This window comes from Ruegeria sp. CF2, from assembly GCF_056537385.1.
In genome coordinates this window covers 109,481-122,239 of the sequence record NZ_JBQFRL010000005.1, presented here as the reverse complement: position 1 = coordinate 122,239, position 12,759 = coordinate 109,481, and the positions used below count along the sequence as shown (strand labels likewise).

The window sequence follows — 12,759 nt, the reverse complement described above, 5'->3', positions numbered from 1 at the left end:
CTGCGGTCAGCGTCGTCTTGCCGTGGTCAACGTGGCCAATCGTGCCAATGTTGACGTGCGGTTTTGTACGCTCAAACTTTTCCTTTGCCATTCCTCAGGCGCCCTTTTGCGATTTGGGGGACCCTTGGTCCCGTGGTTACATCTGCGCGCGCGAGATATTTGGTTCAAAGCGGAAAATCAAGCACATCCTGAGGGAAATCCTCAAAACTATGCCGGGTTTTGTATCGCCTGTCCGGATTCAATCGGTTGGATCAGGCCGGGGCGCAGGTCGAACCAACCGTTGTCCTTGTGCTCTTCAGCCAGCCATTCCTCGACGCGGTCCGCCACTTTCAGTGCCAAACCGCTCATCTGCTCTTCCTTGGTGCGTTCGTTGCCCGAGCCCTTCAGAGCGCTGCCTCCGGTCGTATCTTCGAGGACCTGGAACTGCTTGCCCTTGGCCAGAAACTGTTTCTTGCCGACATCGTAAACGTTGACCAGGACGATCGCTGTGCTTTTGGGGTTGTAGATCACCGGAATGCCGGGAGGCGCCAGCATATAGCCTTCGAGGCTGATCCCGATGTCATACTCCTGCGAGCCCTGATAGCGACCAAGGCGGATATCGACGGCCTTCTGGATCGCTTCGGTCCATTCCTGGGGCGTCGCGTCCCGAGACACCGGCCCCTGGACGGCCTTGTCGGCAAACGCATAGTTCACGCGCAACTTGAATTCGCCCAGATCTTCCGGCTCTTCATAGAGTTGCGTCTGCGTGCAGGCGCCCACCAGGGCCAGTCCGGTAATCAGGGTCAAAATGCGCAGCATTGTCTCGTCTCGATAGGCCTGTTTTTCTTTGATCTAGCGCACCGATGCAGCTTGTGCCAAGCCGTATCGGCAGATTTCCACCGTGGTCGGCGCAAGATCACGAGAACTTGTAATCGCGCGGGAACCCATAGGGCGGTTTTTTTCCGACGCTTGCGCGCTTTGCCAGCCATTGAGACATATCTGCCTCATGCCGCGTCTTGTCGCCGCCCATTGACCATTTCAGACCGTCCTCCCAGTTGAACGTCGTCAGGTCGGACAGGCCACCATCCAGCTCCAGCGTGCCCTGGCGCCCGCGCGCCATGTTGTATTTCTGCAGACGCACACCCTTGCCACGCGTCATCTCGGGCAGTTCGGAGACCGGGAACACCAGAAACTTGCCGTTCTGTGATACCACAGCGACGTGATCGCCCTCGATCGGCTTGCAGATCACCGCGCGCTCGTCATCCTTGACGTTCAGCACCTGTTTGCCGTTGCGGGTCTGGGCCAGCACCTCGTCCTCGGGCACCATGAACCCGTTGCCCGCATCCGAAGCAACCAGCAGCTTGCGCCCCGGCTTGTGGATCAGGATGTCGACGATCTGTGCCTCGTTGGGCAGATCGACCATCAGGCGCAGCGGCTCACCCATTCCCCGGCCACCGGGAAGGTTCGCGGCGCTGACCGTATAGACCCGCCCGTTCGATGCGAAGACCAGCAGCCGGTCGGTGGTTTCCGCGTGGAAGATAAACCGCGGCCCGTCGCCGTCCTTGAACTTCAGCTCGCGGTTCAGGTCGATATGGCCGGTCATGGCGCGGATCCAGCCCATCTGCGAGCAGACGACCGTAATCGGCTCTTTGTCGATCATCGCCTCAAGCGGCACGTCCTCGACCTCGCCTGCTTCGGCAAAGCGGGTGCGACGCGCGCCGCCCTCATAATCCTTGCCGAAGGTCTTCTTGGTCTCTTTCAGCTGTTCAGCGATCTTGGCCCATTGCAGACCCTCATCCGCCAGCAGATCCTCAAGTTCTGCGCGCTCTTCCATCAGTGCGTCACGCTCGCGCACCAGTTCCATCTCTTCGAGACGACGCAGGCTGCGCAGGCGCATGTTCAGGATCGCGTCGACTTGAACTTCGGACAGTTCGCCCTCGCCCGGTTTGGGCGAGACATAGTCGGCCTCGCTGGTGGCGCGGACATGGTCGATGCCCCAATTCTCGCGCATCAGCGCGGCCTTGGGGTCGTCGTCATAGCGGATGATATCAATCACGCGGTCCAGATTCAGGAAGGCAACAATGAAGCCCTCCAATACCTCAAGCCGGTGGTCGATCTTGGCCATCCGGTGACGCGAGCGGCGCAGCAGCACCTCTTGCCGGTGGTCTAGGAAGGCGCGCAGCACTTCCTTCATCGAACAGACCTTGGGCGTCACCCCGTCGATCAGCACGTTCATGTTCAGGCTGAACCGCACCTCGAGATCCGAGTTGCGATACAGCATGTTCATCAACACCTCGGGGTCCACGTTCTTGGAGCGCGGCTCGAGGATGAGGCGGATGTCCTCGGCGGATTCGTCGCGCACATCGCCCAGGATCGGGATCTTCTTGGTCTGGATCAGCTCGGCGATCTTTTCGATCAGCTTGGATTTCTGAACCTGATACGGGATCTCGGTGACCACGATCTGCCACTGGCCGCGGCCCAGATCCTCGACCTCGTATTTGCAACGCAGCCGGAACGAGCCGCGCCCGGTGCGATAGGCCTGCGCGATATTCTCGGCCGGTTCGACGATGACGCCGCCCGTCGGGAAATCGGGCCCCGGCACATAGTTCAGCAACGTGTCGTCACGCGCGTCGGGCGTCTTGATCAGATGCAGGCAGGCGTCGCACAGCTCGGCAATGTTGTGCGGCGGGATGTTGGTCGCCATGCCCACGGCAATGCCCGAGGCGCCATTGGCCAGAAGGTTCGGGAACTGTGCCGGCAAGACGACCGGTTCGGTCAGCGTGCCGTCATAGTTGTCGCGGAAATCGACGGCGTCCTCGTTCAGCCCCTCCAGCAACGCCTCGGCAACGATGGTCATCCGCGCCTCGGTGTAGCGCGAAGCCGCCGGGTTGTCGCCGTCGATGTTGCCGAAGTTGCCTTGCCCGTCGACCAGCGGGTAGCGGACGTTGAAATCCTGCGCCAGGCGCGCCATTGCGTCATAGATCGCGGCGTCTCCGTGCGGGTGATAATTACCCATCACGTCACCCGAGATCTTGGCCGACTTGCGGAACCCGCCCGAGGAGCTGAGTCGCAGCTCGCGCATGGCGTAGAGGATTCGCCGGTGAACCGGCTTCAGCCCGTCGCGCGCATCGGGCAGCGCGCGGTGCATGATGGTGGACAGCGCATAAGTCAGATAACGCTCGCCAATTGCCCGCCGCAGCGGTTCGGCCACCTCGCCTCCGGCGTCGGGGGCCTCCATGTTGGGGTCGTCGATCGTGTCGTTCATAGATGATGTGATACGACGCCCGGCGCGCGTGGTAAAGCAACCAAGGCATATTTTGCTGGGGACAAGTCGCGGTTTTTGCAACAGGGGGAGCCAACCCGGCGATTTCCCCCGATTTTCGACTCGGGACCCGAACTATGTTAGGATCCCAACAATTGAATGCTGCCTTTTTCTTGTTGTTATGATTACCGGGGGATGCGCCATGACGCGCCTTATGCTTGTTACTTTTGCCATGCTCGGCTGGTTCTTCTACGTCATGAGCGGTGGATCCGAATTCGAACCGCGCGGCACGCGCGCCGAGGCACCACCCGTCGTTGCGGCGGCTGAGAAACCCGAGCCCAGGCCACTGGTCCCCTCCCCGGCAACCGAACTTGTGACGAAGGTGGCCCTGCGCCCCGCCAAGCCGTCCGAACCCAAGCCGGAACCGATCCCAGCAGCCGATGCCGTCGATACCGAGGCGTTGCTGGCGCAGATCGCCGCCGGTCTGAATTCTGATCTGTCCAGTTTCGACAATACCGGCGGCACCTTCTCGCTGGCGTCGCTGGATGAAAACGCGGCCGTGCAAGTTCTGGACACCGAGTCCGAACCGGAAGCAGCAGCCCCTGCACCGGCAGAGCCGCCGAAAGACATCCGCATCGTGTCCGGCACCCGCGTGAACATGCGCGACGGCCCCGGCACGATCTATCCGATCATCGGCAAAGCGCGGATGGGTCAGCAGGTCGAAGTTCTGAGCGAGTCCGGAACCGGCTGGCTGCGCCTGCGCGTGTTGCCCGAGCAACAGGTTGGCTGGATTTCCTCCTCGTTGATCCGAAAAAGCACAAATTGACGTGATGCCGTCATTGCCGGAGGCCGATCCTCGCAATAGTTTTTGCCGAGGACGACTTTGGGGCAGACATGCAGAAATCCATCCTCATCACCGGATGCTCATCCGGCATTGGTCTGGACGCGGCACACGGGATGCGTGCACGCGGATGGCGCGTGTTTGCCGCCTGCAGACATCAGCGCGATTGCGACAGACTGAGGGCACAGGGCTTTGACAGCCCAAGAATCGACTATACCGATGCGGAATCGATCACTTCGGGATTGGCCAGTGTTCTCGAAGCAACGGGCGGCACATTGGAAGCGCTGTTCAACAACGGCGCCCATGGCCTGCCCGGTGCGATCGAAGATGTGCCCACCGACGGGTTGCGCCATATCTTCGAGACCAATGTTTTTGGCTGGCACGAACTGACCCGCCAGGTGATACCCGTCATGCGTGCACAGGGCCATGGCCGCATCGTGCAGAACTCGTCGGTACTGGGTCTGGTCGCCTTTCCCTGGCGCGGTGCTTACGTCGCCACGAAATACGCAATCGAAGGCCTGACCGATACGATGAGGCTGGAGCTGCGCGGCACCGGCATCAAAGTGGTGCTGATTGAACCCGGTCCCATCACCTCTAAACTGCGCGAAAAGGCCATACCGGTTTTTGAACGGTTCATAGATTGGGAAAACTCGGCTCTGCGCGACAAGTATGAGGGGTCGCTGCTCAAACGTCTGTACGAAGACTCGGGCCCCGACCGGTTCGAACTGCCGGCGTCTGCGGTAACTGACAAACTTGCCCGCGCGCTCGAGGCAAAGTCGCCCAAGGCTCGATACTACGTGACCACACCGACCTATATCGCGGGTTATCTGCGCCGCATTCTGCCAACGGGCACGATAGACCGCATCCTTTCAGGTATCTGAGACGAAATTACCCGTTCGCTTTCGCGGGCCGCCCCGCTAGATGGTGCGCAAAGGATACAACAAATGCGGACGGTGAGTTCATGGACCTTCTAATGGGCGTACTTCTTTTGGCGATGGCGGCGGTCGTCGTTGTTCTTGCCATCGGCATATCCAATTTCGGCAAGGGCGGCATGGCGGCTGCCAAGAAAAGCAACAAGATGATGCGGCTGCGCATCCTGTTTCAATTCATTGCCGTGGTGCTGATCGTGCTCTACGTCTACCTGCGTGGACAGGGAGTGCAGTAGATGGTCGTTCTGAACAAGATTTACACCCGGACCGGGGACGATGGCAAAACCGCGCTGGGCAATGGCGAACGGGTTGCGAAGTATTCGGGCCGCGTGGCGGCCTATGGCACGGTGGACGAGTTGAACGCATTTGTCGGCGTGGCGCGCACCGAGGCCGAGGGCGAGGTCGATGCGGCGCTGGCTCGCATTCAGAACGATCTGTTCGACCTGGGCGCCGACCTGTGTCGCCCCGACATGGAAAAAGACGCCGAGGCCGACTACCCGCCCCTGCGGATCGCCCCGGCCCAGATCGATCGTCTGGAATCGGAAATCGACGCGATGAATGCCGACCTCGAACCGTTGCGCAGCTTCATCTTGCCGGGCGGATCAAAGCTGGCGGCGCATCTTCATGTCTGCCGCACGGTCTCGCGGCGCGCCGAGCGCCTGTCTGTCGAACTGACCAACATGGAACCGGTGAACGAGGCCGCGGTGAAATACCTCAACCGCCTCAGCGACTGGTTCTTCGTGGCAGCCCGCTGCGCCAACAACGGCGGCCGCGATGACGTCTTGTGGGTTCCGGGCGCGAACCGCTGAAAGCGGCACAACGTCCAGCGGACGTTGGGGCGACCGGACGGGCGAAGCCTCGGCCCGAAGGGCGGGCGCGAACCGCTGAGACCAAAACTTCTTGAGAGTGATTTCGCACCATCCGGCGCGGCAAAACCGCCCATCGGCCGGGTAACAATATTTCGTTCCTTCACGTCAAAAAGCGTGAAACGCGACGTCCCCACGACATGACGTGACGATTTTGCCCTGTCCCGAGGCCCCGCAAGGCGCTATCTAGGCCGACGAGAGCATTGGTGGAGTCGCATTGCGGCTTGCCGTTTTTGTAAGGAGCGTACGCAAAAATGAAGGTACTTGTGCCTGTCAAGCGCGTGATCGACTACAACGTTAAAGTTCGCGTCAAAGCGGACGGCAGCGGTGTTGATCTCGCCAATGTCAAAATGTCGATGAACCCGTTCGACGAGATTGCCGTCGAAGAGGCGATCCGCCTGAAAGAAGCCGGCAAGGCCGAAGAGGTCGTGGCCGTTTCGATCGGCGTCAAGCAGGCGCAGGAAACGCTGCGCACCGCGCTGGCGATGGGTGCAGACCGCGCCATCCTGGTCGTCGCGGCGGACGACGTCCACCAGGACATCGAGCCGCTGGCCGTCGCCAAGATCCTGGCCAAGGTGGTCGAGGAAGAGCAGCCCGGACTGGTTCTGTGCGGCAAGCAGGCGATCGACAACGACATGAACGCCACCGGTCAGATGCTGTCGGCACTGCTGGGCTGGAGCCAGGGCACCTTCGCGTCCGAACTGGAAATCGAAGGCGACACCGCCAAGGTCACGCGTGAAGTTGACGGCGGTCTGCAGACCATCAGCGTCAAGATGCCGGCCATCATCACCGTCGACCTGCGCCTGAACGAGCCGCGCTATGCGTCGCTGCCGAACATCATGAAGGCCAAAAAAAAGCCGCTGGACGAAAAAACCGCCGCCGATTACGGCGTCGACGTCACGCCGCGCCTCGAAGTCGTCAAGACCGAAGAGCCGCCGGCACGCGCCGCAGGCATCATCGTGGGCTCGGTCGACGAGCTGGTCGGGAAACTCAAAGAAGCGGGGGCTGTGTAATGGCTGTACTTCTGCTTGCCGAAGTCAACAATGGCGAACTGGCGATGGACGCAACCGCCAAGGCGGTCACTGCTGCCAAGCAGTTGGGTGACGTGACCGTTCTGGCCGCGGGCGGCTCGGCCGCCGCTGCCGGCGAAGCCGCCGCCAAGATCGACGGCGTATCTAAGGTTCTGGTCGCCGAAGACCCGTCGCTGGGCCACCGTCTGGCCGAATCGACCGCCGCGCTGATCGTCAGCCTGGCCGATGGCTATGAACATATCGTGGCGCCCGCCACCACCGACGCCAAGAACGTGATGCCGCGCGTGGCCGCGCTGCTGGACGTGATGGTGATCTCGGACGCGTCGGGCGTGGTGGATGGCTCGACCTTCGAGCGCCCGATCTACGCGGGCAACGCGATCCAGACCGTCAAGTCGAACGACGCCAAGAAGGTCATCACCTTCCGTACGGCCAGCTTTGATGCGGCCGGCGAAGGAGGATCGGCCCCGGTCGACACCGTATCGGTCGGTGAAAACCCCGGCCTGTCGGAATGGGTCGAGGACAAGGTCGCCGAAAGCGACCGCCCCGAACTGACCTCGGCCGGCGTCGTTGTCTCGGGCGGCCGTGGTGTTGGCTCGGAAGAAGACTTCAAACTGATCGAAGCCCTCGCCGACAAGCTGGGCGCGGCGGTTGGTGCCAGCCGTGCGGCAGTCGACTCGGGCTATGCCCCGAACGATTGGCAGGTGGGTCAGACCGGCAAGGTCGTTGCACCCGATCTGTACATCGCGGTTGGTATTTCGGGTGCGATCCAGCACTTGGCCGGTATGAAGGATTCGAAGATCATCGTCGCGATCAACAAAGACGAAGAAGCTCCGATCTTCCAGGTCGCGGACTACGGCCTGGTTGCGGACCTGTTCCAGGCCGTGCCGGAGCTGACCGAAAAGCTGGGCTGATACGTCCAGACTTCGAAGCGATCAAGGCCCGCCAATCGGCGGGCCTTTTTCATTCGAGGTCACGGATCGCAGGCAGCAAACGTTCGGCAATGGCCCGGTGCGTGGCTGGCCCGATCATATATTCCGCCATCGGTTGCTGCATCGTGCCGAACAGCATGTCCTCAAGATCATCCGAAGCACCTGAAGGGCGCACCGTCATCTTCACGGTTGGCACCCCTCCATCCGACACCCCATCAATCATGGCCTGTGTAATTGGCACCGGATCAGATACCCCGTGCTCATCTGGCCCGACTGCCGCGCTGTGATCCCAGTCCAGCCACAGCAGCAGAGCCCGGCTGGTGACGTTGTCCAACAGGGTGCGAAGAGCCTCTGCCCAAGCCCGCCGCAACTCGGCGGCCACCACTTCGAACCGTGCGTCCGAAAATGCCGACAACCTGGACATAAGGTGCCGCACAAAATGAACGTCGGCGAAGTCAACTTCGGGGTACAACGCGGAAAGGTCCGATGTCGCCTCGAGTACCCGATCATTGCGTCGGGGATGAACACGGTAGAACCGGTTGGACTCATTCAGCGCCGAGGGCAGTTGCAGTACGCAAACCTCGGCGCCATTCATCAGGCTCAGAATTTCCGGATCTCGCGCCAATCCCTCGGCCCCCGTGAACAGACTACCCAGATTCAGACACTGCATTTCCAGCCGCTGCTCCAACGCGGCGGGAAACGGAGAATCGACGAACCGACCGAATGTCTCGGTGCCGCCGGCGCAGGCCACATAGGGCACCCGCAACACTCGCTTTGGCCCGCGAAACCACAGTTTTGACGCCCCGTACCGGCAGACGGATTCCTCGACACCGGTCGCGCCCGACTCATGATAACTCATGTCAGCCACCCATTTTCTTCACCCAATTGCCATTCTGCGGCCTTTGGTGTTTAGAAAACTCTAATGTGCGCATTTGAAGCGAATTGGACCGGTCCCAACCCCTTGCCGCGCAACCCGGACTGCCGATAATGTCCCCCTGAACCTTGATGCGGAAGGCAGTTCAATATGGACGTGAAATCAGTCGGAGTAATCGGCGCGGGCCAGATGGGCAACGGAATTGCCCATGTGATGGCGTTGGCAGGGTATGACGTTCTGCTGAACGACATCAGCCAGGATGCGCTGGATGCTGCCATTGAAACGATCAAGGGCAACCTGGCTCGTCAGGTGTCACGCGGCAAGATCGGTGACGACGAGATGCAGGCCGCATTGCAGCGGATCAAGACCACGCTGAACCTTCCGGAGATCGGCCAGACGGACCTCGTGATCGAAGCCGCGACCGAGCGTGAGGCCATCAAGCATGCGATTTTCGAGGATCTGCAGCCGCATTTGCAGGCTCACACGATCCTGACGTCGAACACCTCGTCCATTTCGATCACAAGGCTTGCCAGCCGGACGGATCGGCCGGAGCGGTTTATGGGGTTCCACTTCATGAACCCGGTTCCTGTCATGCAATTGGTCGAGTTGATTCGCGGTATCGCCACCGACGAAGAAACCTTCGCCACCTGCAAGGCCGTGGTGGATCGGTTGGGCAAAACCGCCGCCAGCGCCGAGGATTTTCCGGCCTTCATTGTGAACCGTATCCTGATGCCGATGATCAACGAGGCCGTCTATACTCTGTATGAAGGGGTCGGCAGTGTTAAGTCGATCGACCAGTCCATGAAGCTGGGCGCCAATCACCCCATGGGTCCGCTGGAACTGGCCGATTTCATCGGGTTGGACACCTGTCTGGCCATCATGAACGTCCTCCATGACGGGTTGGCGGATACAAAGTACCGCCCCTGCCCGTTGCTGACGAAATACGTCGAGGCCGGCTGGCTGGGCCGCAAGACCGATCGCGGGTTTTATGACTACCGTGGCGAGGTTCCGGTCCCGACGCGCTAAGCCGTCAAGGAACCGCCCCGCTCGCCCGCGATTTTTTCGCGCCAATGAACGGTGGATCAGGCTTGTGGTGACTGCCCCAAGCCCAGCGTGTGTTTTCTGAGCCAGGTCATGAATCCGCGTGGGTCGCGTTCGAGCAGTTTCATGTCCTCGTCCGAAATCGGTTCTCCGATCACGGGGCCGACCGGTTTGTTGCAGGACCGGACGATCTCGTGCAGCAGAAGTCCCTGACGCAAAATTGCCGATAGTTTGTTGGCAATCTGGTACCAGCGCGAATTGCTGCCAGGGAAGTAGATGGGCAGAACCTTGGCACCGGATCGCCGGATCATCTTGGCGGTGAATACGTTCCATTCGCGTTCCTGAGCGGGGCCGAACCACGTGTCCGAAGACATCACCACACCGGATGGGAACAGCGCGACGACACCACCGTTCTTGAGGTGCTCCATCGCTTTGCCCCGCATCTCAAGCATCTTGCTCTGGGCTTCGGGGTCATGTGGGAACGGGACCGGGATCATGAACGATGTCGCGGCTTCATCCAGCCCGGTCAGAACCGAGCGGGTCAGGATGCGATAGTCCTGGCGCACGCGTCCGATCAACTCGGCCAGGATCATGCCGTCCACCATCCCATGCGGGTGATTGGCCACCACCACAACGGGCCCCTCTTTCGGAATGCGCGCAATCTGGTGTTCGGGCGTGGTCAGGTCGATTCCCATGATACCAAGGGCACCACCCCAGAATTTCTGGCCGCGATACTTTTCATTCTGCTTTTCGAACTTGTTGACCATGCGCAGAATGGTCAGCTTGCCTGTGCACCATTCGATCGCCTTGATGGCCGTCGAGGTCCAGGCGTCGTCAAACGAATTTGCGTAGGTCAGCGTGCGGCGGTCGTAGATTTCGCCCGCTTCCGCGGTCTCGGCCACCACCGTGTTGGTCTTGGTATCGTGCGTGGTTTCCGCCAATTCCTGGTCTTCCCGTTCTTGTTTTGTGGCAGTGCCCTGCGTCAGAAACCTTCGCCGAACTTGTCGTTCACCAATGCTTCCAGCGCATCTGCCAGCGCCTCAGCATCCGGCCCGGACGTTTCGACGTCAATAGTCGTTCCACGCGAAGCCGCCAACATCAAAAGGCCCATAATGCTGTCACCCGACGCGGACATGCCGTCTTTGGACACTTCGGCGCGGGCGTCAAACCCTTCGACTACCTCGACCAATTTGGCTGAAGCGCGCGCGTGCAAGCCCTTTTCGTTGATGATTTTCAAGCTTTTGGTGGCCATATTCAATCGATCCGATGTCAGTCCAATGTCACATTTTGCGCATTGATGTACTTTCGTCCAGCCTCCATAGCCCTACGGACGGCGTCCCCGACCGGAAGTTGGCGGCTTTTGGCCAGTTTGATCAGCATCGGAAGGTTGGCGCCGTAAAGAATTCTACGGTCCTGCGGCGCACAGGCGCGCAGGCTGAGATTCGAGGGGCTGCCCCCGAACAGATCGGTCACGACAACAACACCGTCGCCGACATCCACAGCATCCGCGGCCCGACAGATTTCGGCCTGCTTTTCTTCGCGATCATGATCAGCGTCGATCGACACTGCCACAAGGCCGGGTTGCTTGCCCACGACGTGTTGCATGGCCGCCAGGTATTCCTGGGCCAATCCGCCATGCGCCACGATTACAATTCCGATCAATCCGGCCTCACATTCAACGATCGACGTTCCATCTCGCGGTGTCTAATTGCCACCGGCTGCCCCTGCTCTGCAAGGGCTTTTGCGACCGCTTCGGCCATCGCGACCGAGCGGTGCTGACCCCCGGTACAGCCGAAGGCGACCGACAGGTGTGTTTTGCCCTCGGCCTTGAAGGCGGGCAGCAGAGACAGCAACAGTTCCACCACCCGTTCGAAAAAGGCGGCATAGTTCGTGTCAGCCTGAACATAGGACGCAACGTCCGGATTTCGACCATCAGCCTCGCGCAGCTCCGGACGCCAATAGGGGTTGGCCAGAAATCGGCAGTCGAACACCATGTCCAGGCCCAGCGGCAGCCCCCGTTTGTAGGAGAAGGACTCGATAGAAACGGCCAGATGCCGGCCTCCTTCCGGGGCGAACCAGCGTTCGACCTCGGATCGCAGCTGGTGCACGTTGAGCACGCTGGTGTCGATCAGGGTGTCGGCGATCTCGCGGATCGGCTCCAACAATTCCTTTTCCTGGCGGATGCCGGTTTCGGGGCCGGCATCGGTTGCAACCGGATGACGGCGCCGGGTTTCCGAAAACCGGCGCAACAGCACGTCGTCGCTGCAATCCAGATAGAGCGTGGACAGGTCCACCTGGCTCATCCGGCCCAGTTTGGCGACCAATTCGATAAAGCCGATGGTCGAGAAATCACGATTGCGGGCATCGATCCCCAGCGCCATCGGCCGGGATGGATCCGCGCCCTCCATCAGGCGCAGCAACAGCCCCATCGGCAAGTTGTCGATGGCCTCATAGCCCAGATCCTCGAGCACATGAATCGCCGTCGACCGGCCCGCGCCCGACGGACCTGTCACCAGAACGATGCGCGTTTGTGCTGTCATGTGCTTGGCCATTGCGGATCGACGCGCCCCATTTTCATCAGTTGAACAAGTGCTGATGCCAAGTTGGGCACGCCGGCGGCTCGAAGCAAGGGAACAGGATGTCCCAGCACAAGAACCTGTCGCGGTTCCGGCAGTCGCTGAGATTCCACTTGATCCAGATCCACGATCCATTCCAACGGAACGGGGCCGCAGGCCGTGGCGCGCAGCAGGCCGACGCCGCGGGCCTCGACCAATCCTCGGATCTGAGGGACCGCATCCGCAATCACCCGGTCGCCCGACAGGGTTAGGTTTACACGATCATCGGCGACCATGTCCGCGCCGAAGCCCATCATCTGCAATGCAAGTGCCGATTTTCCGACCCCGGACGGCCCCGAAATCAGGGCGCCGCGGCCAGCAACGGCAACGCATGTGGCGTGCACGCAGACCGGATCATCGCTGGGCTTTTCCGGAAGGCGCAAAGCCCACAT

General features: G+C 60.7%; 16 protein-coding genes. 7 read left to right on the top strand and 9 right to left on the bottom strand.

The genetic code is table 11. The annotated features are described in order from the left end of the window. From ACR0IR_RS17860 to ACR0IR_RS17850, 3 genes are all read right to left on the bottom strand, one after another. Positions 1–91: GTP-binding protein (locus ACR0IR_RS17860; protein WP_215675807.1), on the bottom strand; the 91-nt coding region annotated here is incomplete at its 3' end. Positions 92–207: 116 nt separating this feature from the next. Then, positions 208–798, bottom strand: a complete 591-nt coding sequence (locus ACR0IR_RS17855) for a hypothetical protein (protein ID WP_170366314.1) — start codon at positions 796–798, stop codon at positions 208–210. A gap of 97 nt (positions 799–895) precedes the next feature. Next, a complete protein-coding gene (locus ACR0IR_RS17850; RefSeq protein ID WP_170366312.1) occupies positions 896–3,244 on the bottom strand; it encodes a DNA topoisomerase IV subunit A in 2,349 nt (782 codons plus the stop codon). Positions 3,245–3,443: 199 nt separating this feature from the next. On the opposite strand from ACR0IR_RS17850, the gene ACR0IR_RS17845 reads away from it, so the two are divergent. From ACR0IR_RS17845 to ACR0IR_RS17820, 6 genes are all read left to right on the top strand, one after another. Continuing rightward, entirely contained in the window at positions 3,444–4,067 is a 624-nt protein-coding gene (locus tag ACR0IR_RS17845; protein ID WP_254439015.1) for an SH3 domain-containing protein, read from the top strand. A 68-nt stretch (positions 4,068–4,135) separates the two neighbouring features. Beyond that, positions 4,136–4,963: an SDR family NAD(P)-dependent oxidoreductase gene (locus tag ACR0IR_RS17840; protein ID WP_170366311.1), complete on the top strand. Its 828-nt coding sequence runs from the start codon at positions 4,136–4,138 to the stop codon at positions 4,961–4,963. Between the two features lie 80 nt (positions 4,964–5,043). Continuing rightward, positions 5,044–5,247 carry a twin transmembrane helix small protein gene (locus tag ACR0IR_RS17835; RefSeq protein WP_093965306.1) on the top strand — a complete coding sequence of 68 codons (204 nt, stop codon included), beginning with the start codon at positions 5,044–5,046 and terminating at the stop codon, positions 5,245–5,247. After that, positions 5,248–5,820 (top strand): cob(I)yrinic acid a,c-diamide adenosyltransferase, encoded by a 573-nt coding sequence (locus tag ACR0IR_RS17830; RefSeq protein ID WP_093965304.1) that lies wholly within the window; start codon positions 5,248–5,250, stop codon positions 5,818–5,820. Positions 5,821–6,131: 311 nt separating this feature from the next. Continuing rightward, positions 6,132–6,890, top strand: a complete 759-nt coding sequence (locus tag ACR0IR_RS17825; protein WP_170366308.1) for an electron transfer flavoprotein subunit beta/FixA family protein — start codon at positions 6,132–6,134, stop codon at positions 6,888–6,890. Beyond that, positions 6,890–7,819: an electron transfer flavoprotein subunit alpha/FixB family protein gene (locus tag ACR0IR_RS17820; RefSeq protein WP_170366306.1), complete on the top strand. Its 930-nt coding sequence runs from the start codon at positions 6,890–6,892 to the stop codon at positions 7,817–7,819. Before ACR0IR_RS17825 ends, ACR0IR_RS17820 begins: the two co-directional genes overlap by 1 nt. Positions 7,820–7,868: 49 nt before the next feature. Here ACR0IR_RS17820 and ACR0IR_RS17815 read toward each other — a convergent pair whose 3' ends face one another. Continuing rightward, a complete protein-coding gene (locus tag ACR0IR_RS17815) occupies positions 7,869–8,696 on the bottom strand; it encodes a DUF6473 family protein (RefSeq protein WP_174825044.1) in 828 nt (275 codons plus the stop codon). A 165-nt stretch (positions 8,697–8,861) separates the two neighbouring features. Between ACR0IR_RS17815 and ACR0IR_RS17810 the strand changes: the two genes are divergently transcribed. Next, on the top strand, positions 8,862–9,737 hold the full coding sequence (locus ACR0IR_RS17810) for a 3-hydroxybutyryl-CoA dehydrogenase (RefSeq protein ID WP_170366302.1): 876 nt from the start codon (positions 8,862–8,864) through the stop codon (positions 9,735–9,737). 56 nt (positions 9,738–9,793) lie between these two features. On the opposite strand, the gene ACR0IR_RS17805 is transcribed toward ACR0IR_RS17810, so the two are convergent. The 5 genes from ACR0IR_RS17805 to ACR0IR_RS17785 are packed head-to-tail and all read right to left on the bottom strand — an operon-like array spanning position 9,794 to position 12,759. Then, a complete protein-coding gene (locus ACR0IR_RS17805) occupies positions 9,794–10,693 on the bottom strand; it encodes a lysophospholipid acyltransferase family protein (protein WP_170343441.1) in 900 nt (299 codons plus the stop codon). Positions 10,694–10,734: 41 nt separating this feature from the next. Beyond that, the gene (locus ACR0IR_RS17800) at positions 10,735–11,004 is read right to left on the bottom strand and encodes an HPr family phosphocarrier protein (RefSeq protein ID WP_170343440.1); all 270 of its coding nucleotides are present in this window, start codon (positions 11,002–11,004) and stop codon (positions 10,735–10,737) included. 17 nt (positions 11,005–11,021) lie between these two features. Continuing rightward, positions 11,022–11,414, bottom strand: a complete 393-nt coding sequence (locus ACR0IR_RS17795) for a PTS sugar transporter subunit IIA (RefSeq protein WP_093965293.1) — start codon at positions 11,412–11,414, stop codon at positions 11,022–11,024. Next, complete coding sequence (gene rapZ / locus ACR0IR_RS17790; RefSeq protein ID WP_170366299.1) at positions 11,411–12,292, bottom strand: RNase adapter RapZ; 882 nt, start codon at positions 12,290–12,292, stop codon at positions 11,411–11,413. Before rapZ ends, ACR0IR_RS17795 begins: the two co-directional genes overlap by 4 nt. Then, a complete protein-coding gene (locus ACR0IR_RS17785; protein ID WP_170366297.1) occupies positions 12,289–12,759 on the bottom strand; it encodes an HPr kinase/phosphorylase in 471 nt (156 codons plus the stop codon). The genes rapZ and ACR0IR_RS17785 overlap by 4 nt, the downstream gene beginning before the upstream one ends.

Bases quoted from the DNA above. Each gene is read 5' to 3' on its own strand.
- ACR0IR_RS17845 (WP_254439015.1), top strand. From the start codon at position 3,444: ATGACGCGCCTTATGCTTGTTACTTTTGCCATGCTCGGCTGGTTCTTC.
- ACR0IR_RS17825 (WP_170366308.1), top strand. From the start codon at position 6,132: ATGAAGGTACTTGTGCCTGTCAAGCGCGTGATCGACTACAACGTTAAA.
- ACR0IR_RS17855 (WP_170366314.1), bottom strand. From the start codon at position 798: ATGCTGCGCATTTTGACCCTGATTACCGGACTGGCCCTGGTGGGCGCC.
- ACR0IR_RS17840 (WP_170366311.1), top strand. From the start codon at position 4,136: ATGCAGAAATCCATCCTCATCACCGGATGCTCATCCGGCATTGGTCTG.
- ACR0IR_RS17830 (WP_093965304.1), top strand. From the start codon at position 5,248: ATGGTCGTTCTGAACAAGATTTACACCCGGACCGGGGACGATGGCAAA.
- ACR0IR_RS17850 (WP_170366312.1), bottom strand. From the start codon at position 3,244: ATGAACGACACGATCGACGACCCCAACATGGAGGCCCCCGACGCCGGA.
- rapZ (WP_170366299.1), bottom strand. From the start codon at position 12,292: ATGACAGCACAAACGCGCATCGTTCTGGTGACAGGTCCGTCGGGCGCG.
- ACR0IR_RS17785 (WP_170366297.1), bottom strand. From the start codon at position 12,759: ATGTGGGCTTTGCGCCTTCCGGAAAAGCCCAGCGATGATCCGGTCTGC.
- ACR0IR_RS17820 (WP_170366306.1), top strand. From the start codon at position 6,890: ATGGCTGTACTTCTGCTTGCCGAAGTCAACAATGGCGAACTGGCGATG.
- ACR0IR_RS17815 (WP_174825044.1), bottom strand. From the start codon at position 8,696: ATGAGTTATCATGAGTCGGGCGCGACCGGTGTCGAGGAATCCGTCTGC.
- ACR0IR_RS17835 (WP_093965306.1), top strand. From the start codon at position 5,044: ATGGACCTTCTAATGGGCGTACTTCTTTTGGCGATGGCGGCGGTCGTC.
- ACR0IR_RS17810 (WP_170366302.1), top strand. From the start codon at position 8,862: ATGGACGTGAAATCAGTCGGAGTAATCGGCGCGGGCCAGATGGGCAAC.
- ACR0IR_RS17800 (WP_170343440.1), bottom strand. From the start codon at position 11,004: ATGGCCACCAAAAGCTTGAAAATCATCAACGAAAAGGGCTTGCACGCG.